Source organism: Tildeniella sp., from assembly GCF_059505325.1.
On sequence record NZ_JCACKI010000073.1, the window covers coordinates 73,285 to 91,369 of the forward strand.

An 18,085-nucleotide genomic window follows, 5' to 3' on the forward strand; every position below is an offset into this window, starting at 1 on the left:
TACCGATCGGGATAAGAGGTAAAGAGTCTCAACTGTCTCTTTGCCTCTTTTATGGTGCGCTTTCGTATCAGGGAAGCATGTGTTTCTTAGGTCTCTTGATCGCCCTTTCTAACTACCGCTTTCCTTACCATTAGCATCGCGCCAGAAGGTGATGGCGTTGCTAATAGGCTGTAGCTGGGTGCCAGGAAAATAGAAGCTGAGGATGCGATCGCTCGACCAGCCTAACTTGCCCAAGTAATAAGTACCTGTCTGGCTCAGTCCGACACCATGACCCAAACCACCGCCAACAAAGGTATAACCTTTTAATACTCGGTTTGCTCCGTAGAGTGGTTCCAGGTAAAAGAGGGTACTGTTGGGAGCATAAAGCGCTACTAGAATATTGTCCTTTTCCAGCTCTATGCTGCCAGCGTCAGTTGTGACGGTTAGTCTGATCACTCGCCCTGCTGGCGATCGCTGCGTCACAGTCAGGCGTTGAATCGTTTTAAAGGTCGCTAGCGGGCTTTTAATCGTCGTCAGATAGCGCCGTATGTCCTGGTTGAGCGTTTCAATACGGCTCTCGATCCGCCACCGAAACATCTCCTCGCTCGCTTCGTTAAACCCTTTGGTTTGGCTGATAAAGCGGCGAAAGTTCTTCTCATCGGCTAAACTCTGACGCGCTAGATCCCAGGGATTTGCGACTGAATCGATGATTGCCCGCAGGTAGGGACGCTCGGCACCCGACCAGACATCGTTAAAGGGCGCGGTGATCCCGCCTGTAGAAGAAGAGTAGACGGCATCTACCAGTTCGTTGTTGTAGGTCAACACTTTGCCACGCGTGGCAGCGATCGCGCGATCGGTCGCTGGATCAGCGCCTGTGAGACCGTTGTAAACCTGACATTGTGTATCGGCGCAAAGCTGGTAGCCATCGATCGCAAACCGTCGCAGGTTGCGGAGAGCATAGGTACGCGCCAGGATTGCCTGTACCTGTAGCACTGGCTGCACTGCCCACGTGCCAATCTCATAGGGCACCACGCCACGCAGATACGCTTCAAGCGGCACCTGATTGACAAGGGTATACGTGCCATAGGCATTAGGCTGGACGCGCAAACTACCCGCATAAAGTTGACGGGTTTTGTCGCCACTCTTTTCGATGACACGAACGGCACCTTGTCCCGACAAGATTTCGATGCGATCGCGGGTGTAGCGGTAGCCATTGACCACCAGCGATGCACGCGGCTGCTTGGGCAAAATTTGCGTATCAATGTAAGCTGTTTGAATGCCATGTTCTTGCAAGCTTTGCAGCAGCAGACGGCGCAACAGAGGCGTAGAATAAACGTCTCGCTTTGCCCATACTTGCCAGCGTTGTGGTTGGGCAAGCTCTACCGGAATGCCCTGAGCAAGCCAGCGATTGGCACTATCTTCAGCACTTTCAAAACTGCGATGGGTGCTGAGTACCACACGTTCTTGTAGCGCTGGTTCGGGTAGCGGTTGCTGAACAATCTCTAACGTCGCGCTGGTGCCAGTGACGGTTTGCGGTTTACCCTCTGTCTCAAAGCGGAAGGTGAGGCGATCGCCCGACGGTGCTTGCAACGTTAACGCGTCCGTTGGTTTGCTACCAAAGCGCTGCTCCACGCCCACTTGCAAGTCAATATCCTTGCGGCTAGCAGCGAGACTTGATTCTGCTGACATCACTAGACAGATTGCCGATAGCGCTGCCCAGGGTAGTCGCTGGGATCGTAGAGACTGAACAAACAGCACCAACAGCCGTGAGGAAACCCGATCGCAGTAATCTCGTTGCATCCAGACTTGTTGCATCCAGAAATCAGCGCCTCAAAGATGATTCCATCCTACGATAATGCGCTCTCGCCCAAACTGCACGATTCTTGATCTCACGCTTCGTCACGACACGATCGCGCTCACCTTTGCCCGGTAGAGCAGGCGATCGCCCTGTCGATAGCCTGTATAACGTACTTTGACGCGATCCCCAGTCCGAGCAGTCCCCGTCATGAGTTGGTGGTGCTGGGGATCGTAAGGAATTTCGGCACCGACAGAAGCGATCGTCTCTATGCCCCAATCCTCTAGCAGCCGATCTAATGGGCGGAACAATGGCAGAAGCTTAATTGCAGGAGCCTGAGGATTTTGCTGCGCGGCATAGGCTGCGGTCGGCAGTTGTAGCAACAAGGATTCCAACGTTTGCACGCTTGTCTGCTGAAACTCCAGCCAAAGTGTTTGTCGCTGTTGTAATAGCTGTTGTTGAAGGCGATCGTACTCCTGCTTTAAGTCCGTTAGTTGCTTGTCAAGTTCTGTAGTTTGAGGGACGATCGCTGACCGCTGACCGCTGACCGCTGACCGCTGCATTTCAAAATCATCTACTGTAGCTAGAAGCTCTATCACAGACACTTTCAAGGTTTGACTCAGTTTCAGCAAAGCATTAACCCTTAGCTTGGTAGTGTCTCCTCGCCGCAAATGCCTGATTTGCTGTTCTGACACACCTGTCGCCCGACTGAGCGACCTGAAACTTAAAAAACCCACCGCCTGCATCAACTCGCGCAAACGGTGGGTAATATCTTGAGACATAGGGAAAGAGAGTTTGAGTTGAGAGGCTTGAATTTTAAGTTGTTACCCCTCACTCAAAACTCAAAACTCAAAACTCTTAACGTTCCCAGACTCTCAACCTTCTAGCAGGCTTCTTAGCATCCAGGCGGTTTTTTCATGCACTTGCATCCGTTGGGTCAGAAGGTCGGCGGTTGGTTCGTCGTTCACTTGTTCAAGGGTTGGAAAGATCGATCGCGCGGTACGTACAACGGCTTCCTGCCCTTCGACCAGTTCACGAATCATGTCTTCTGCTTTGGGCACGCCCATTGGTTCAGAGATTGAACTCAACCGCGCAAACTCGGAATAAGTGCCAGGTGCCGGAAAGCCAAGTGCCCGAATACGCTCAGCAATCAAATCTACTGCGGCTGCCAGTTCGGTGTACTGCCCTTCAAACATCAGGTGCAGCGTTTGAAACATGGGTCCAGTGACGTTCCAGTGAAAGTTGTGGGTTTTGAGATACAAGGAATAGGTGTCAGCCAGCAGATGGGATAATCCCTCTGCGATCGCACCTCTCGATTTTTCGTCAATACCGATGTTGATTGGAATTGTAGCGATTGGAACTGCCATACGATCCTCCGGATGAGATGAAAACTCGATTAGATTGGGCTAATGAAAATTGTGAAAACGCGCTGCATAGTGCAACAAACGTTGGTTCGGTCTCTCAACGGATTCTAGAACCTCTCTGCGTTCTAGCAAAGAGGCTAACCCCATTGATGCATCCTGCGCTTAAGTGAAGCCTAAGCTAAGTGTCGTTGTAAAACCGAACGTGGAGCGCGGCGCACCCGACAAAGAATAGTGTCCTGCCCCAAACGGCTACATGCCTCATAACGGTGACAGCCTGAAAACCCGTAATATTCGCCGTCCACCTCCAGCACATCGATCGGCTCTTGCAACCCAATTTCTTGAATCGACTCCATTAAGGCAGCCACCTTTGCCTGATCGTTTTGCCGAAACAACGGGCGACGAATCTTGTTAATGGGAATTGCTTCTACTTTGACCATAGCATCTCTCTCAATCTCATCCTTAAATCATACTCGTTATGACTACGGATTGCAACCCAGGTGAAGAAGGGCTAGAGGAGCGGAGGAAGCAAGAGAGGCGGGGGAAGCAAGGGAGTCGGGGGAAGCAAGGGATGCTTGAATTTTGAGTTTCTCCTCTAGCCTCCCCTGCCTCCCATGCGCCCCTAGCCTCTCCCACTTCCCCTATCGACTCAACCACGCGATCGCGCTGCGAATCCACTCCTCCGCATCGGCAGTTTTCGAGAGTGTGCTGCTTTGCCCAACGGTTTGTAATGCCTGAGCAATCTCGCTGTTGGTGTAGCCTAATGCCAGCAGCGTCATCTCAACATCCTCCTGAATCGAGAGTGTCGGACCCGCAGAAGGAGCAGTGATCATCCCTGCTTGCTGTCGCCATTCTGCCAGCTTGCTTTTGAGTTCTAGCGCGAGACGTTCAGCGGTTTTGGTGCCTACGCCTGGAGTGCGAGAGAGGGCGCGGGTATTGCCAACGACGATCGCCTGCACCAGATCTTGTAGCCCCATCGTATCAAGCAATGCCAGCGCCAATTGTGGACCAATGCCACTCACGCTCACCAGTTGCCGAAACAGATCTCGCTCGGCGGCAGAGTCAAACCCAAACAGCACCACCTGATCGTCTCGCACATGGAGATGGGTAAAAATTTGCACCGTCTCCCCGCCAGACACCTGCTGCAACAGTCGCGGCACAATCTGGATGTCATAGCCAATCTGACCCACCTCTAACGTCAACGTCACGCGGTTGTTGGCTTTTTGAATGTAGGCAACAGTACCCTTGAGATAACCGAGCATGTAATGCAGTTTTTAGTTTTTAGTTGTTGGTTGTTAGCTTTTAATGTAGTTGACTATCAACCAAATCAACAGAAATGTTCTGGTACCTTACAAACTCTCAGCTATCCGCCGCTATCTCTATGGTCGATTTCGTTTCAGTCATTCTTATACAAGTGCTTGTATCCACTGATCAAAATCGGGATGTGCATTTTTTGCTGAGGTCACAATTGCATCAGCTTCCTCAATTGTTGGTACAGTCAAAGTCAACTCTCTAAATAGCCATTTACGGTAGTCTTCTAAGTTTTCGTTCACTTCGATCTCATTGCGATCTGTCCATCCCCATTCAGTAATTACATAGCAGAGGGGATCTTCTCCAATTGAAATGATTTGCAAAAACTCTTGCAATGAGTTAGCAATGACTGTATTACCGTCCCCTCCGAAGCCAATGACAGCAATTGGAGCCGTATCAATCGTGTGCTTGTCGTATAACCAATAGCCATACGAAGCACCCGCAGGAGAGTGACCAAAGACGATGAACTGAGAAGCCGCGTCTCGATTATTTTCGCCAAACAACAGCAGCAAAACTTCATCACGAGAGAAGTCAATAAGGCTGAAATTACCGAAATACAAATCTCGAATGTTCTGAAACTCAAGCAGTCGCACAAAAGTTTCAGGCACTTCAGTCCCGATTGGAAAATTCTTCTGAAATTCTTCGAGTTTCATAAAAATAGCGAAAACCACTAAAAATGCTGCGACTTTTTCCAACGCTAGCAACTAAAAACTAACAACTAAAAACTAAATAAACCTAAAGTGTTGCAGCCCTTCTAAAATGCCTCCAGCGCAATTGGCGAGGGCAAGGTAGCGATTGGGGTTGGGGTTTGCCTGGTGCCATTGGAGCAGTTCAGGGCGAGCATTGCCGACGATGATGCCGCGTTCGGGTCGATCGTGAAACAGCGCCACGTCATTACCAGAATCACCGCAGGCAACGGTGCGCATGGGTTCAAACTCCAGGAATTGACGCACAAAAGACATTGCCATCCCTTTATTTGCCTGACGCGGCAGAATGTCTAAATCTTTGCCACCACTGAAGATGACTTGTGTGTCCAGTCCCTGTTCTTCGAGCAGCGCTTCCAGATCGGGGATAACCTCGACGGCTGCCTGTTCACTGAGAAAGTAGCTGACTTTGAAGGGGCGCTGCTCAGAGTCGGGCTGCGGCGTGAGATCAACAAAACGTGCCGCACTGGTCGCAACTACGTCTCGCTGCCACCCAACAGAGAGTTTTTGCGACCAGATCGAGTCGGGTGTGTCGCTACCCTCATGATAAATTTCGGTGCCGACCGCGCAGATCAGGATGTCAGGCGGCAGGAGAGGCTTTTCGGCAATAAGCTGGCTATAGCTGGTGGGCGATCGCCCGGTCGAATACACAATCTTCGTCCCATACTGCTGGCGATGCTGCTCTAGCTGCTGGTTGAGAACGTGCAGGGCGCGATCGTCACCTACCAGCGTATGGTCTAAATCGGTCACAAAAAGGAAGGGCTTCACGGTACAGCGCCTGTGTGAAGGGTTGCCAGTGGTCAAACTGATGTCCCTCAGAGTTTACCGCTCGGTGCGTCCTGTTGTCTCTGTTGTCGTGTCGAAATGGCTTGTCAGTTCGGTCACCCTCTGCGAATCGGCGTTGGCACCATCCTGATCGCCCAATGTGGCGCGAAGCTTGCTCCGCTTGATGTAGGCGGCAGTGAAATCAGGCTCGGCGGCGATCGCGGCATCAAAATCAGCGATAGCTCCTTTGTTGTCTGCCAGCTTTAACCGCACCAAACCCCTTTCGTAATAGGCATTTTCAGGTTTTGCGCCGTTTTGTCGTGCCTGGTTCCAATCATCATCAGCGGCAGTGAAATTACCCATTATGCTCTGAACTGCACTGCGATGGAGACAAGCAGCGGTAGACGCAGGATAGAGTTGCAGAACTTGTGAGAAGTCCACGATCGCGCCTTCGGTATCGGCAGTCAGCGCTCGCACCATGCCGCGATGGAGGTAAGCCGTTGCCAGCGTAGGATTCACCTGTACCACGTAATCAAAATCAGTCAGTGCGCCTAGCGTGTTGCCCAGTGTTGCTTGCCAAATTCCCCGCTGAAGGCAGGTTTGCACGGGATAGTGACTGTGTTCGACCGCCTGATTAAAGTCTGCTTCGGTAGCACGATTTTCGCCCAGTTGAGTATGCGCGATGCCCAGATATAGGTAATCGTCTGGAGTCGCAGGCTGGAAGCGCAATGCCTCACCAAAGTCATCAATGGCGGGTTTGCGCTTGCCCAATGCCATCAGTGCCAGCCCTCGCTGGACGTAAGCAGGTATGGAAGCCGCTTTGCTGTTAAGCAGTTGGTTGAGATCGGCGATCGCAGCATGGGGAATCCGATCGGTATGCAACTGACCCCGATGGAACCGGGCAGTTTGCAGTCGGGGATTGAGCGCCAATGCCTGATCCAGATCCTGGAGGGCAGCAGCCGTTTCGCCCAGTACTGCCAGCAGAACGCCACGCTGCACGAAGGTTTCCGCTGACGACGGATTGAGTTTGAGTTCGTGGTTGAAATCTGCCAGGGCGTTTTGCTGATCGCCGAGGGCAGCTAACAGAATACCGCGATTAAGGTGCGCCGCGATCGTCGCTGGGTTCGCCTGTAGCGCTTGATTCAGATCCGCGATCGCGCCCTGTTCATCACCCAGTTTGGCAAGCACTAACGCACGACTCAGCGCCGCTGTCGCGGGATTGGGGCTAATTTTCAATAGCGTTTGCAGGTCAGCGTCAGCCGCATCCGTGTTGCCTAGCTTGAGGTGGATCGCACCCCGGTTAATGTAGGCATTCACCAGATTGGGATCGTTTTGAATCGCGTAATTTAAATCAGCTAACGCGCCTTCAAAGTCTGCCAGTTGCGCTTTGACCAAACCACGATGTAGGTACGTCGTATCCGAACTGGGGTCAAGCTTAATTGCCTGATCAAAGTCTGCGATCGCTCCGTCAATTTCTCCCAGCGCTGTCTTCAAAATGCCCCGTTGCAAATAGCCAGCGGCAGAATCGGAGTGCATCCGCAGGCAGCGGTTAAAGTCTTCCAGGGCAGCGCGTTGATTGCCGATTTGGGCACGAAACAGTCCCCGCTCAATGTAGGCATCCGCCGCATTGGGCAGGATCTGCACTGCAAGATTGAAGTCTTCAGAGGCTTTCTGGCGATCGTCCAATTCAAGCTGCATGGCACTGCGGCAAAGGTAGGCAGTTGCAGCGCGAGCATCCAGCGTCAGCGCTTGCGTAAAATCGGCAACGGCGGTCTCACGATCGCCCAATTCAGCATGAACTTTACCCCGATGCAGCAGTGCTTCAAGCGAATGCGGATCGACTGCCAGCGCTCGATTGAAATCCTCAAGCGCCTTTGGTTGGTTGCCCAGTGCCGAACAGGCAATGCCCCGTTGAATGTACGGTGCGATCGCGTGCGGATTGAGTTTCAAGCCCCGATTAAAGTCATCCAGAGCACCCTGAGCATCACCGAGCGTCGATCGCAATAAGCCGCGCTGCACGTAAGCATTAACCAGGTTAGGGTTGAGCTTCAGGGCATGGTTAAAGTCCGCGATCGCGCCCATCTGGTCTTTTTGCTTTGCCCGCACCATGCCTCGTTGAACGTAAATACTGGCAGCGTTAGGACTGAGCTGAAGCGCCTGCTCAAAGTCTGCGATCGCCCGTTCTTTCTCCCCTGTTTCTGAGTAAAGAATGCCGCGCTGGACGTAGGCGGCGATCGCATTTGGCGCAAGCTGTAGCGCCTGATTAAAATCCTCCAACGCTTTAGAGAACTGCTTCATCCCTGCCTGCACAATGCCACGCTGAATGTAAGCAGACACCGCATTTGGCGCAAGCTGCAATGCTTGATTAAAATCCTCCAGCGCACCTGCCGGATCTTTGAGATCAGCCCGCACCATCCCACGTTGAATATAAACAGCAGCCGATTTAGGCTTGAGCTGCAACGCCTGATTAAAGTCTGCTACAGCCCCCTGCTTGTCGCCCGCGTGAGCCAGCGCTGTACCGCGACCCATCAACGCTTCCGCAATGGCGGGATTGATTTGCAGCACTGCATTGAAGTCCGCGATCGCGCCCTTGTGATCATGCAACGCTGTGCGTGAATTTCCTCGGTGTAACAGCGCCCCAGCATACTGAGGGTAAAGTTGGATCGCCTCAGTCAGATCAGCAACGGCTCCTTTGTGATCGCCTTTCTGAGCCTTGGCTAACCCCTGATTGAAGAATTCTTCCGCATTCATAGCTGGGGATCAATAGCAAGTTACCGCTCAACTATAGCCACAGACGTTTCGCTATAGCTCCGTTATTTCCCGGAGACTGAGTGGAGAAGCGCTACGTAGTTTGTCAGTATGGGCAGGGGGGCGGAGGAAGTAAGGGAGGCGGCGGAGGCAGGAAGCTTAGCTAACTCAAAACTTTACTAGCGCAGCGACGCTACTCAAAACTCAACACTCCCCCTGCTCCCCCTGCTCCCCCTACTCCCCCCGCTACCCCTGCTTCCTCACTCCTCACTCCTCCCCCAGTTTCGTCCGAATGGTCTCAATGCGTTTGCGGTTGACACCGAGGTCAGACTCGCCCATACGTGAGGCAGAGCGGACTTGAATCAGGTTAGCTTCACGATCGAGGTAAAACTCAACGTCATCGACAAAGCCGACGATCGGAATCGTGAATTCAGCACGGATATAGTCAGCGGTTGTCGTCAGCAGGTTGACTCTCGGTTGTGCCTTGAGGGTTGACTTCAGCGTGTCAAACGCCACGTCCGGTGCGGTAGTGTAGCGAAGAGGATCGATCGCATGGGCTGCATCTTGGCTCTGGCTACTGACACAATTCGGCGTAGTTGGACAGGGCGCAAACTTACCTGCTGCAACGCCAAGGTTTGCCGGACGATCGCCCGCCAAGGAGAACAGCGCACCGACGACGGGTGTAGATGGTAGCGACAGCGCAACGGCTGGCGTTGCTGTGATAAACCAGCACAGCAGCAGCGTGGACGCAAAAAAGATGGGCAGCACTGAGCGCGAGGTTTGCCAGAAGGGGCGATCGACATTCATGGGCGTTCTAACCATAGCAATTGGGCTTTTAGAGTGGGTTGTCTCATTGAAATCAGCAGTAGGGTGATCAAAGCTGATAGCTGACCGCTGAAGGCTGAAAGCTAACTAGATGAACTGCCACAGCCGATGTCAAAACGCTTTCTGCAAAAATTATCAAAGCTTTATGTAAAGTGGTGCAGAAATGAAGAAACTACAAGATAGAAACACTCTTATTCTGGGTACTCATAATGATGTAGGTCACCTACCGTTATCTTGCCATGCCAATTGATTTTACCGTTGCCATCCGCACATATAACGCTGAGAAACGGTTGCCAGAGGTGTTAGATCGGCTACTTGCCCAAACGAATCATGAAGGGCTGCGTTGGGAAGTGCTGATTGTTGATAATAACAGCACCGATCGAACAGCGGCTGTTGTGGCTGAGTATACTCAACGGTGGCGGCAAGACAGCTACATTCGGTATCTCTCTGAACCGCGTCAAGGTGGCGGCTATACGCGTGAACTAGCCATGCGTGAAGCGGCAAGTGAGGCGCTCATTGGCTTTTTAGACGACGATAATCTGCCCGAAGAAACCTGGCTAGATGCCGCCTATCGTTTTGGTCAAGACCATCCTCAAGCGGGTGCTTATGGGGGCAATATTTACCCACAGCTAGATATTCCTTCGCCTGAGGAGTTTCATCGCATCAAGTTTTTGCTAGCCGTTAGTGACTCTGGAGACACAGACTTCCAGTATCCCAGAACGTTTATGAGTCGCCGTTCTCCAGTCAATCCGGGCTGTGTTTTTCGTAAGCAGGCATGGGAAGAGGCGGTGCCTCAACGCCGCCGCCTATGGGGCAGAGATGAATCCTGGCGCTTTATGGCAACGTGTGCCGAAGATGTTGAAGTCTTGCACTACATCATCAACAGTCGCTGGGAAGTATGGCACAACGGTCAGATGAAGGTATGGCACCACCTACCTGCAAGACGCTTAGAGCCTGAGTATCTGCTTAAAATTGCTCGGACAAGCGGGTTATCGGCTCATGCTTTACGCTTGTCTAGACTGCATCCCTGGCAGCAACCCTTGCTGATGCTGCTGGTGCCTGCATTAGTCCTTGTGGGTGCTTTGAGAGTGGCACTGTTCTACCTGCGCTACCGCAATCAGTTAGAGATCGATATTGTCAAAGCGTGTTTGTTGCAGCGTCAGATTGGTATTTTTCTCAGTTGCTTTGCTACGCCGCGCGCACGACGGTATGATGACAGTCCTGCTGAACCACTGCAACCACAGGTAGTACCAATGCGTAATGTTGGTGTTTAGCGTCGGCTAAGTTTTTTTGGCAGCCGGATGATGATCCAGGTTTGTTGCACGCTTGCGATCGACCGCCGCTTTCATCACCGCAAGCACACGCGGCACATTGACCGCAGCGTTGAACTCGCGTTCTACAACCTTGCGTCCCTGCACACCCATCTGATGACGCAGCGTTGGATTTTCTAGCAGCGATCGCATCGCTGTCGCCAGGGCTGCCGCATCACCAATAGGTATAACCAATCCCGTTTCGTTATGACGCACAATATCACCGACACCACCGACACTGGTGCTGATGACCGCGCAACCAGATGCCATTGCTTCTAGACATGCCCAGGACGATAGATCGGCTGTTGTGGGCAAAACGAAGAGGTCGGCTTGTGCATAAAGCTGGGCAAGCCGACGATCATTCGGCGCGAGGTCGGGGTAGACATAAACATTTGGCAACGCTGCGAGAGACTCTTTTGTGACCAAATGGAGTTCAGCGCTGTCCGCAAACTGCTGGCTGAAAACTTGCAGCAGCAGATCGCCACCTTTGCGAACAAAATCGCCTCCAACAAACAGAATTTTCGCTTTGGCAGCCGTGTCCACGTTGGGTGCCGCAACGGCTGACCAGAGTTCTAAATCTAAGCCAGGGTGAATCGGCTGCACTGTTTCGCGGGGAATGCCACACTCACTGACTAGAATGTCGTTGCCCCACCGAGACCAGGGAATGAATGCCTCTGTCCGTTTGGCGCACACGCGATCGAGGCTCAGCCGAAACTGGTGTCGCCACAAGGCTTTGTTGCGGTCTTTGGGATACAGCGGATGGGTTGCGGGGCTGACAACGGGTGGGTCATCATTGTTCCAGATGAGGAGGGGCTGTTTGCGAAACAGGTTGCGGCAACAGGCAACGGTATATGCCTCGAACATGTGGAACAGGACAGCATCGAACCGATGCAGTTGCCGGAGTACGGGAGCCGACTGGTAGAGAATGACTGCCCGTGTATAAAACGGTTCGGGTAGGTACCGCAAGGGGTTTGGCTCGTCGGGGGCAATGAAATGCTTGACAGGTGCCCAGACAAAGTTGACCGCAGCGTCGCGCTCGGCGTATTTGCGAAAGCTCAGGTAGCGGGTCATGTTGCCCATGCCGACGCTGAGAATCGCTCCGAAGTGATACTGTTTTTGGTCAACACTTGAAGCGGTTGGAATGCTTAACTGGCGATGCATCGTTTGCTGCTCTTAAAACTCATGCCGTGAATAGTCTTGTAGGCGCGATCGGCTGCTTGAGTCAAGGGAGTCGATCGCGCAGAAGCGTTGCTAGCGGATGGGGCACGAAAAGCTGGCGCAGGTCAAGAGACCGTTCCAGCTAGTGATGGATAGCGGCTTGAAGGGGAGAACACGACGCTGACACACAGGGGGCATTCGACCTGCATTGGTTGTGACAACAGTGAGCGCTGCTTAGTCGAAAGAGTGGCATCTGAAAAACGTTTGAGGTTTATCTTAGAGACTTATCGCCACGAGTAATGACGTTTACTGAATCTTTACATCACCGCATAGGCATGATATCTTGTCACGCGAACGACAGACGCGATCGCCAAGGCGAAAACGGAACGGCATTTCTGTATGATAAGAAAGCGATCGAGCCGTACTGATCGATCGTGTGTCTTTTGATTCTTCTGGAGCTAGTGGTATGGTCACTCTCAAAATTGCCGTCTATATTGTTGTTGGTTTCTTTGTTGCTCTGTTTATCTTTGGCTTTTTGTCTAATGACCCTGCCCGTAACCCGAAGCAGCGCGATTTGGAGTAGACTGAGCCTGCATTGCAACGTGATGGTGGGGGTGGCGCGGGCTACCCGCCATTTGCCAGTAAAGCAACCCTCAGGGGTTGCTTATTCGTTTGAGACTGCCTCAATATGCCCTATCCGGCTTCGCCACCCACTCCTCCAGCTCTGATCGCTACTCCGTCTAGAGACGCTAGTCATTCACCACAGGCTCCCCTGGTCGCTTCAGAATTGGAATCGATCCAGACCGAAAGCCCCAAAAAGCAGCCCCGCTTAGTTGAGTCTGTAGCCTCTACTCCAGCGGTGCCTGAAGCCGAGAGCTTGCCGTCAGCAGCCGCTTTTATGGAGCAGTCAGGTGTCTCGCAAGCGGCACTCTTAGGCACAACCACAACAGGCTATTTGCTGAAGGATGCCCCATCTTCTAAGGATGCCCAACGAGCAAATGTTTTCAACCCTCTAGCCAAAGCGGTCGAGCCAAAAGAAACGCTCAACGACAAGGTTGATACGATCAAAGCGGCATGGGAGCGACGGCGTGTCGGCAGGCAGCAGTCAGAAGGTGCGGTTGCGTTGCCAACGCCCATACCGTCGATCGCCATGCCATCGGCTCACGCTCAAACGACTCAAACGACTCATAAGAAGCCTGCTTTTACCGTTCATCGATCGCTGGATGCCTCGGCAGTTTTAGACACGTCGCAGTCAGTGGTGTATTCGTTTTCCGGTACCACCTACTCAGCCCCGATGACGCGCGAGGCGGCTCTCATGTCAGGGTTGAGCGATGCGATCGTGCTCGACGAGTTTGCCCAAGAAACACTGGCTCAGGAAGAAGCGGGTGCTCCTGGCAAGCCAGGTCTGTCGATTCACGCTCAAGCGTCTGACCAAACACCCTTGCTTTTGCCGATTCCAACGTTAGATCAACCCGCAGGCAATCCGGTTCCGCTACCACCGCCTAACCAGGCACCTGTTCAACCAGAAGCACCACCGACTCAAGCACCACCGACTCAAGCACCAGCCCAGACCGTTCCCACGCAGCCTCCACAACCGACTGCACCGACCAACGGGACAACTCCGGGCGTTGGGTCAGTGATTGAGCTAACCGCAGACCGTCAGGAATATGATGAGCAGCGCAAGATTTTTACCGCAGAAGGTAAAGTTTTGATGCGGTTTCAGGGTGCGTTGCTGGATGCCGATCGCGTACAGGTCAATCTGGACAATCGGCTGGCGGTCGCTGAGGGTAATGTGGCGCTCACGCGGGGCACCCAGGTCTTGCGCGGGCAGCGGTTGGAATATAGCTTTGTGCAGGGGGTTGGCACACTGCTGAATGCCAGGGGCGAAATTTCTCTTGCCGATGCGAGTACCGATCTGGGGGTGGGAACCCGCAATGAAGGTGTGACGATCGCCCGTCCTGTGAGCGATCGCATCACGGCTGCTCAGCCAACGCAGAATGTCAATAGTCCTGGCAGCCTCGGAGTTGGGCTGGGCTTTGGTAGGGATATTAGCCGAGTTCCTGGTGGCGTGCCCCGGGGTGGACAAGTCCGGCGGCTGCGCTTTGAGGCTGATCGGATTGACTTTACGCCTGATGGCTGGGTTGCCAAAAACATCCAAATTACAAATGACCCGTTTTCGCCACCCGAACTGGTCTTGAAATCTGAGGAAGCCACTCTCACTCGCGTTTCGCCGCTACGAGACGAAGTGCGAACAAAGCGTCCTCGCCTCGTGTTTGACCAGCGCTTCACGCTGCCGTTTTTCCTGCCAGTGTTTGCGCTCGATCGTCGGCAGCGATCGCCAGCACTCTTCGAGTTTGGCTACGACGATGAAGATCGGGGCGGCTTATTTGTAGGACGCACGTTTAATGTGTTGTCTTCCAATACGGTGCGGTTTACGCTCACACCCCAAATTTTCTTGCAGCGTGCCATTACGAATGGTGGCAACCCTTTCAAAGCCGAGAATTTTGGCTTCCAAGCGGCGTTGAATGTTACTCCAGGTCCGCTGACGGACGTTCGCGGTAAGGTGTCGTTTACGAGTCTGGATTTCAGCGACCTTGAAAACAACGTGCGAGCCAGCCTGAGGGCACGACAACTGGTGGGCACCCATACTCTGGCGTTGGAATACAGCTACCGCGATCGCCTGTTCAATGGCTCATTAGGCTTCCAAACGGTACAAAGCAGTTTAGGAGCCGTGCTACTTTCGCCCAGAATCTTGCTGGGTAAATCTGGCATCGAACTAACGTATCAAACGGGCTTTCAATACGTTAACGCTGATACCGATCGCCTCGACCTCTTGAGCGCCAACCGCACCAACAACCGGATCAGTCTGGGTCGATTTGAAGCGACGGTGCAGCTATCGCGAGGCTTCACGCTCTGGCGAGGAACAGCGCTGCCGCCAACACCAGAGGAAGGGTTGCGCTATAGTCCAATACCGCTGGTACCGTATGTCAGTCTGGGAGTGTCCCTGCGAGGGGTGACCAGTGCTTATACGAGTGGCGATACGCAGAACAATCTGATTGCCAGCGTTGGTCTCGGTGGGCAGTTTGGGCATTTTTCCCGCAAGTTCTTTGACTACACTGCCTTTAACATCAGCTATACCCAGTATATTGGCGGTGGACAATCACCCTTTCTCTTCGATCGCACCGTTGATACCCGCGTGCTGAGCCTTGGCATCACCCAACAACTCTATGGTCCCTTTCGGATTGGCTTCCAGACCTCAATCAACTTAGATTCAAGCAATCAGTTCAGCACGGATTACATTTTGGAATATAGCCGTCGCACCTACGCGATCGTCTTACGCTACAATCCCGTACTCTCGATTGGTGCGATCGGTCTACGCATCAGTGACTTTAACTGGACAGGTGGCACCGATACGTTTGAAAACTCTGACATCACGCCTGTAGAAGGTGGTGTGATTTTGCGGCGCGATGAGTAGATGGATTATAGCGGTTGACGGTCAGCGGTCAGCGGTCAGCGATCAGCCGTCAGCGGTCAGCGGTCAGCTTTGAAACCTGAAGCTGATAGCGAATTCATGGCAACTTTCACCGATCAAACCGGATCGCTGTAGCTGATAGCTGATAGCTGATAGCTGATAGCTGATAGCTGATAGCTGGATTTATGTATGGCTTTCACGATCGCTACCGCTTATGTGAGTCAAAATATACACTTGGGATAAGTGGCGTTTGTCTTACCCCTCAAGCGCCTGGCTGCCACAGTGAGGGTACATGACTGAGCTGGTCAACCATTCTACCGAACGATCGAACGACAGCGCTGCTGATGCAGTTAGTTTGCTGCATCACTATGGGTTTGATTTGGGTGGCTACGCGATCGCACAATTACTGTTAGCCTGGCAGGAGCAATATCCAGCAGCTTGGCTACGGCTGGCAATTATTGAAGCGCTCTATCAAGGTCGTTACAAAGCGATTTCGGTTGAGCAAATTTTAGCACTGTGGCAACGACGCAGTCAGCCGCTCTATCACTTCAATCATGAGTTTGAGCGTTTGGTTTGTGACCATTTGCCCGCAAGCCTGTTGCCACTATCCCCTGCTCCTCGAAGCGGCATTGCATCGCAGGCGGCAACGTTAGAGACTAAGCTTCCTTACCACACGGTGGCGTTACAGCTTCCTAGCTTTGAGGAGCCTGTTTTACCAGAAGCAGACGTAATGCTGGCGCTACGAACGCTTCACAGCAAAGAACTGGCTGCTTTGGCGGATGCCCAAAAACACGCTCAAACAGAGCAGCAGTCCTCTATGCAATACTCCTACACGCTGCGATCGGACGAGCCGTCCAAGCCATTGACCGAGCCGCACAGCGAAGCGTCTGTTCAGAGCAACGCCAACCCAGCCATACTGCCTGACGCTGATGCCACACCTGAGGCGATCGACGAAGCGATGCCGGAGCCGATCGCGCTTACAGCAGAACCGTCTGAGCCAGAGCAACTTACGGAAATCGAGCCGTTAACCGATGAGGCTCCCCCTGTAGCTTTACCTGCTAGCGAGGTGGAAGCGCCAACTGCTCAAACGGAGTCGATCGCCAGAATTTTGCAGCAGCTTGATCATCAAGCAGTGGATGCTAAAATAGCGCCTCCAGGCTTTGGGCTGATGGCTCACACGCTCAAGCCAAAACTACAGCTACATCTGACAGCGCGCTACCAACCAATTTGGCTTACAGAAGCCGCCAGTAAGCAGCCCATTCACCAGTTTACCCCTGAGCAACCATCAGATTTTCACAGCAAGCTCAAAGCCGTTGTCCAACCAGAAAAAGATTCAGAAGAAGAAACGTCTCCTCCAGGCACCTAGGATCGTGGATTGAATAAAACCGCATACTTGCGTAGGATGCGTTAACGCAGCGTAACGCATCGACTCCAAGACTTGTAATGCGTTACGGCTAACGCTTAACACATCCTACAAAAGCCAATGTTATTTAATTCTCATTCCCTAGCTGCTTCAGCGGTTAGCGTGCAGACAGTACAGAGCGTTTCTGAATCAGAGGGCAAGTTTCTCGCTTGGTTTGAGCCAAGCGATCGCCGCTTAAAGCTAAGAGCTTGTTAAAAAATAACTGCACACTTTCAAAGCAGCTATCAGCTATTAGCTATCAGCCATCAGCTATCAGCTTTAAATCATGAGCTGACTGCTGACCGCTGACCGCTGACTGCTGACCGCTGACCGCTGACCGCTGACCGCTGACCGCTGACCGCTGACCGCTGACCGCTTTTCGTAGTCCCAGTTCTATGCCTTTTTTTCAGCAACGGCTTGAGTCGCCGCTGGTGGACTAGTCACGCCCTTCCGAATCTCAGAGCAGAACGATGCTGTGCTAAAACCACCAGACTGCTTTACGATGCTGGTGCGAAACCGTAAGTTTGGATTGGCAAACCACAGACGCTCTTCTGAGTACATCGTTTCAGCTTCGGCAATGAGCGTCAGAGCTTCATCACTACCCATGCTGTAGCGTCCCGCTATAGGCATCTCGCCAGCGCCCATCTCGCGTAGTAATTGACCTTCATTAGGGCGATCGGGATCGGCGATCGGTACCAGTACAGTGCTTCCTTTCTGCTTTTTGTTGTCCCCCTCGATCGTACCGTCCCACATAATCCGCGCACCGCAAAGCGCCAGAGTTGGATCAAGGTTGGCTTGTTCGCACAGCTTGATCACCGCTGAATCGGTTTTGGGTAACAGCTCAATCTGAAGCTCTGACTGTCCCCCTTTGCCTTGCTGCACAGCCGAATGGTGGCTGGAGCGCTGCGAAAACCATTTGCCACTACTGCGTTGGAAAAACTCCACAATATCCATCGTTGACCACGATCCTTTGTTCTGGACGCTTGCTATTTCACTTATTGTAAGGTTAGCAGCGCGTCAGTTGCGAGAACGTGAGGAAGACAGCGACAAAGCACCGTAGGTTAAGAAGAGACTTGGGCGTTGCTGAACAGAGGTATGAATGGTCAAAGCTGCCCTCACCCTAGCCCTCTCCCGACGGTCGAGGGGACTGGATTCTAGCTCCCTTCTCCTTGAAGAGAAGGGCTGGGGATGTAGCTCGCTTCCCGCAGGGTGGGAAATCATACTTGCATTCAGCAACGCCGAGACTTGGTAGGGC

The 18,085-nt window shown here is 52.8% G+C and carries 16 protein-coding genes; 4 read left to right on the forward strand and 12 right to left on the reverse strand.

Going from position 1 to position 18,085, the window contains the following annotated elements:
* Positions 1 to 108: 108 nt before the first annotated feature.
* From AC5JO6_RS26355 to AC5JO6_RS26395, 9 genes are all read right to left on the reverse strand, one after another.
* Complete coding sequence (locus AC5JO6_RS26355; RefSeq protein ID WP_496084014.1) at positions 109 to 1,794, reverse strand: SpoIID/LytB domain-containing protein; 1,686 nt, start codon at positions 1,792 to 1,794, stop codon at positions 109 to 111.
* Positions 1,795 to 1,878: 84 nt separating this feature from the next.
* Positions 1,879 to 2,556 carry a helix-turn-helix domain-containing protein gene (locus AC5JO6_RS26360; RefSeq protein WP_496084015.1) on the reverse strand — a complete coding sequence of 226 codons (678 nt, stop codon included), beginning with the start codon at positions 2,554 to 2,556 and terminating at the stop codon, positions 1,879 to 1,881.
* A 93-nt stretch (positions 2,557 to 2,649) separates the two neighbouring features.
* Positions 2,650 to 3,141 carry a Dps family protein gene (locus AC5JO6_RS26365; RefSeq protein WP_496084016.1) on the reverse strand — a complete coding sequence of 164 codons (492 nt, stop codon included), beginning with the start codon at positions 3,139 to 3,141 and terminating at the stop codon, positions 2,650 to 2,652.
* Positions 3,142 to 3,311: 170 nt separating this feature from the next.
* Positions 3,312 to 3,575: a ParB N-terminal domain-containing protein gene (locus AC5JO6_RS26370; RefSeq protein WP_496084017.1), complete on the reverse strand. Its 264-nt coding sequence runs from the start codon at positions 3,573 to 3,575 to the stop codon at positions 3,312 to 3,314.
* Between the two features lie 201 nt (positions 3,576 to 3,776).
* Positions 3,777 to 4,397, reverse strand: a complete 621-nt coding sequence (gene ruvA / locus AC5JO6_RS26375; RefSeq protein WP_496084018.1) for a Holliday junction branch migration protein RuvA — start codon at positions 4,395 to 4,397, stop codon at positions 3,777 to 3,779.
* Between the two features lie 144 nt (positions 4,398 to 4,541).
* Positions 4,542 to 5,141, reverse strand: a complete 600-nt coding sequence (locus tag AC5JO6_RS26380; RefSeq protein ID WP_496084019.1) for a hypothetical protein — start codon at positions 5,139 to 5,141, stop codon at positions 4,542 to 4,544.
* A gap of 30 nt (positions 5,142 to 5,171) precedes the next feature.
* Positions 5,172 to 5,918, reverse strand: coding sequence for a sucrose-phosphate phosphatase (locus AC5JO6_RS26385; RefSeq protein WP_496084020.1), 747 nt, complete (start codon positions 5,916 to 5,918; stop codon positions 5,172 to 5,174).
* A 54-nt stretch (positions 5,919 to 5,972) separates the two neighbouring features.
* Positions 5,973 to 8,666: a tetratricopeptide repeat protein gene (locus AC5JO6_RS26390; RefSeq protein WP_496084021.1), complete on the reverse strand. Its 2,694-nt coding sequence runs from the start codon at positions 8,664 to 8,666 to the stop codon at positions 5,973 to 5,975.
* A 264-nt stretch (positions 8,667 to 8,930) separates the two neighbouring features.
* Complete coding sequence (locus AC5JO6_RS26395; protein ID WP_496084133.1) at positions 8,931 to 9,470, reverse strand: DUF1499 domain-containing protein; 540 nt, start codon at positions 9,468 to 9,470, stop codon at positions 8,931 to 8,933.
* A 257-nt stretch (positions 9,471 to 9,727) separates the two neighbouring features.
* Between AC5JO6_RS26395 and hpsE the strand changes: the two genes are divergently transcribed.
* The gene (gene hpsE, locus AC5JO6_RS26400) at positions 9,728 to 10,762 is read left to right on the forward strand and encodes a hormogonium polysaccharide biosynthesis glycosyltransferase HpsE (protein ID WP_496084022.1); all 1,035 of its coding nucleotides are present in this window, start codon (positions 9,728 to 9,730) and stop codon (positions 10,760 to 10,762) included.
* A gap of 6 nt (positions 10,763 to 10,768) precedes the next feature.
* Here the strand turns inward: hpsE and AC5JO6_RS26405 are convergent, their stop codons facing one another.
* Complete coding sequence (locus AC5JO6_RS26405; RefSeq protein ID WP_496084023.1) at positions 10,769 to 11,959, reverse strand: glycosyltransferase family 4 protein; 1,191 nt, start codon at positions 11,957 to 11,959, stop codon at positions 10,769 to 10,771.
* Positions 11,960 to 12,422: 463 nt separating this feature from the next.
* On the opposite strand from AC5JO6_RS26405, the gene AC5JO6_RS26410 reads away from it, so the two are divergent.
* The 3 genes from AC5JO6_RS26410 to AC5JO6_RS26420 all read left to right on the forward strand — a co-directional run bounded on the left by AC5JO6_RS26410 (position 12,423) and on the right by AC5JO6_RS26420 (position 16,794).
* The gene (locus AC5JO6_RS26410) at positions 12,423 to 12,539 is read left to right on the forward strand and encodes a photosystem II reaction center protein I (protein WP_496084024.1); all 117 of its coding nucleotides are present in this window, start codon (positions 12,423 to 12,425) and stop codon (positions 12,537 to 12,539) included.
* Positions 12,540 to 12,644: 105 nt separating this feature from the next.
* Positions 12,645 to 15,431, forward strand: coding sequence for a DUF3769 domain-containing protein (locus AC5JO6_RS26415; protein ID WP_496084025.1), 2,787 nt, complete (start codon positions 12,645 to 12,647; stop codon positions 15,429 to 15,431).
* 289 nt (positions 15,432 to 15,720) lie between these two features.
* Positions 15,721 to 16,794 carry a hypothetical protein gene (locus AC5JO6_RS26420; RefSeq protein ID WP_496084026.1) on the forward strand — a complete coding sequence of 358 codons (1,074 nt, stop codon included), beginning with the start codon at positions 15,721 to 15,723 and terminating at the stop codon, positions 16,792 to 16,794.
* Between the two features lie 320 nt (positions 16,795 to 17,114).
* Here the strand turns inward: AC5JO6_RS26420 and AC5JO6_RS26425 are convergent, their stop codons facing one another.
* Positions 17,115 to 17,243 carry a hypothetical protein gene (locus AC5JO6_RS26425; protein ID WP_496084027.1) on the reverse strand — a complete coding sequence of 43 codons (129 nt, stop codon included), beginning with the start codon at positions 17,241 to 17,243 and terminating at the stop codon, positions 17,115 to 17,117.
* Positions 17,224 to 17,784 (reverse strand): phycobiliprotein lyase, encoded by a 561-nt coding sequence (locus AC5JO6_RS26430; protein WP_496084028.1) that lies wholly within the window; start codon positions 17,782 to 17,784, stop codon positions 17,224 to 17,226. Before AC5JO6_RS26430 ends, AC5JO6_RS26425 begins: the two co-directional genes overlap by 20 nt.
* Positions 17,785 to 18,085: the final 301 nt, after the last annotated feature.

Bases quoted from the DNA above. Each gene is read 5' to 3' on its own strand.
- AC5JO6_RS26395 (WP_496084133.1), bottom strand. From the start codon at position 9,470: ATGAATGTCGATCGCCCCTTCTGGCAAACCTCGCGCTCAGTGCTGCCC.
- AC5JO6_RS26370 (WP_496084017.1), bottom strand. From the start codon at position 3,575: ATGGTCAAAGTAGAAGCAATTCCCATTAACAAGATTCGTCGCCCGTTG.
- AC5JO6_RS26360 (WP_496084015.1), bottom strand. From the start codon at position 2,556: ATGTCTCAAGATATTACCCACCGTTTGCGCGAGTTGATGCAGGCGGTG.
- AC5JO6_RS26365 (WP_496084016.1), bottom strand. From the start codon at position 3,141: ATGGCAGTTCCAATCGCTACAATTCCAATCAACATCGGTATTGACGAA.
- AC5JO6_RS26430 (WP_496084028.1), bottom strand. From the start codon at position 17,784: ATGGATATTGTGGAGTTTTTCCAACGCAGTAGTGGCAAATGGTTTTCG.
- ruvA (WP_496084018.1), bottom strand. From the start codon at position 4,397: ATGCTCGGTTATCTCAAGGGTACTGTTGCCTACATTCAAAAAGCCAAC.
- AC5JO6_RS26355 (WP_496084014.1), bottom strand. From the start codon at position 1,794: ATGCAACAAGTCTGGATGCAACGAGATTACTGCGATCGGGTTTCCTCA.
- AC5JO6_RS26390 (WP_496084021.1), bottom strand. From the start codon at position 8,666: ATGAATGCGGAAGAATTCTTCAATCAGGGGTTAGCCAAGGCTCAGAAA.
- AC5JO6_RS26405 (WP_496084023.1), bottom strand. From the start codon at position 11,959: ATGCATCGCCAGTTAAGCATTCCAACCGCTTCAAGTGTTGACCAAAAA.
- AC5JO6_RS26415 (WP_496084025.1), top strand. From the start codon at position 12,645: ATGCCCTATCCGGCTTCGCCACCCACTCCTCCAGCTCTGATCGCTACT.
- AC5JO6_RS26410 (WP_496084024.1), top strand. From the start codon at position 12,423: ATGGTCACTCTCAAAATTGCCGTCTATATTGTTGTTGGTTTCTTTGTT.
- AC5JO6_RS26420 (WP_496084026.1), top strand. From the start codon at position 15,721: ATGACTGAGCTGGTCAACCATTCTACCGAACGATCGAACGACAGCGCT.
- hpsE (WP_496084022.1), top strand. From the start codon at position 9,728: ATGCCAATTGATTTTACCGTTGCCATCCGCACATATAACGCTGAGAAA.